Raw genomic sequence first — 1630 nt, 5'->3', positions numbered from 1 at the left:
CATTCAATGATCTCGTATTTTAAAGCTTGTATATTCATACTTCTTATTTGCTCGTCCAATCTAAATATACGAATCCCGTTCCAAACCGGCGGTAGATCTATGGTACGATTTTGCATTAAGACCAACGGTCGTTAAATAAAGCAGGCGCCCGCAGCACCGGCCCTTGCTGAAAGTACGAAATGCTAACGCTCTGCACAAGCGATGGCTGAATGAAGTGAGGGCGCTTGCTTTATTCTGTTGTTGGGCACTGGATATTATTATTTTTTTAATACACACTGCCACCTACTACTTCTTTCAGCATCCACTTTCCGTTTTCCTTTACATAGTACCTATCTTCTGTTCCGCCACAATGTCCACCACATATATATCCTATTCTAAAATAGGCTTTATCAAGATTCGGTGAGAATATAGGCGTTGATATCTTGTAGAGCCCTTCAGGTTCTGCAATTCCGTTCTTTTTGAAATATTCAACATAGTCGCTGGTGTACTCCAGCTGACTTGCAGGAACAACTATTACATTTTTTGCTTTGAGTTCTTTTAGATTAATTCCATTTATATTCCTTAGCTGATTCTGAATATATTCTTTATTATCAGTCGCTAGTAGGTCAACCAAGTAGTCTGTTGTATTATCGTAATCACCCAGATTAGGTGGAGACAAAGTATTAGTGTCAGATAGATAGATAATGGAGTCTTCTATAAAATCATCATCACCTGCATTTGCAAAGAACTGATTCAAAAAAACATATGCCTCTTTTCGAGTATCATCTTGTGAATCAGAACATGAGATTAGGGAGCATAGAGCCAGTGCAATTAGAAGTAAAGTTCTCTGTATCCTCATGCAGTGTACTTGTTATTCTTGTGCCCAACGTCCATTGAATAAAGCAGGCACCCATTCACTGCCGCTCACTGAAAGTACGCAAAACCAGCTGCCTGCACAAGCAATGGCTGAAAGCTGATGGGGTGATTGCTTTATTCTGTTGTTATATGCAGCTTATTTTATTTTATCTTTTATAGAAGAAGCCAGTCTTTTCCTGCCTTAGCTTCTCTTCTATGTCTGTATTTGGATGATTGAATATTGAATAGCCGTCCCAGGCCTCCTCAACATATCCAATCAAACCGATGTCCTCCGCTATGAATAGATGTAACTCTTCGTCAGCCATGTCCTCTCTATTGTAATAATACTTTTTGATTAGCTTTCCATCAATACTCTTTTGGTCCACTAACCGAGCTGTATCTGCATAGAAGAGTATTACAGAGTCACTGTTAGTTAAAACTGTTAGATGAAAATGAGAATAATGAGCAGAGTCACCAGCAAACCGATATATATATTCTTTTTTGTGTTTATCAGTAATAACTTCCAAGTCAAGGCTGTCACGCTCTACTTCTTTATCATATCGGTAGCCAATCTCGCTGACAGCAATTCTGTTATTTTGACTGCATCCAACCAATGTGAAAGTAAATGCTATGATCAAAAGCTTATATAACATCGGATTTTTGTTGCATATAACGTCCATTGAATAAAGCAGATGCCCTGCACTGGCCTTTGCTGAAAGGACGCAAAAATTGCTTCCTGCATTGTCAATGGCTGAAAGCTGTTGGGGCATTTGCTTTATTCTGTTGTTACCTTCAG

2 protein-coding genes are annotated in these 1630 nt (G+C 38.9%); both read right to left on the bottom strand.

Features of this window, described 5'->3' with window-relative positions; genetic code table 11:
* Positions 1 to 265: 265 nt before the first annotated feature.
* Positions 266 to 838, bottom strand: coding sequence for a hypothetical protein (locus tag KWJ01_RS03895; protein WP_224995115.1), 573 nt, complete (start codon positions 836 to 838; stop codon positions 266 to 268).
* Between the two features lie 163 nt (positions 839 to 1001).
* On the bottom strand, positions 1002 to 1630 hold a 629-nt coding region (locus tag KWJ01_RS03890; protein ID WP_224995114.1), incomplete at its 5' end, for a hypothetical protein.

The sequence above is a fragment of the Cesiribacter sp. SM1 genome (genome assembly GCF_020178975.1).
Classification (GTDB): Bacteria; Bacteroidota; Bacteroidia; order Cytophagales; family Cyclobacteriaceae; genus Cesiribacter.
The sequence above is the reverse complement of the archived record's forward strand: the minus strand, read 5'-3'. Positions and strand labels throughout refer to the sequence as shown.

Coding starts and splice junctions, on each gene's coding strand:
- KWJ01_RS03895 (WP_224995115.1), bottom strand. CDS start 838: ATGAGGATACAGAGAACTTTACTTCTAATTGCACTGGCTCTATGCTCC.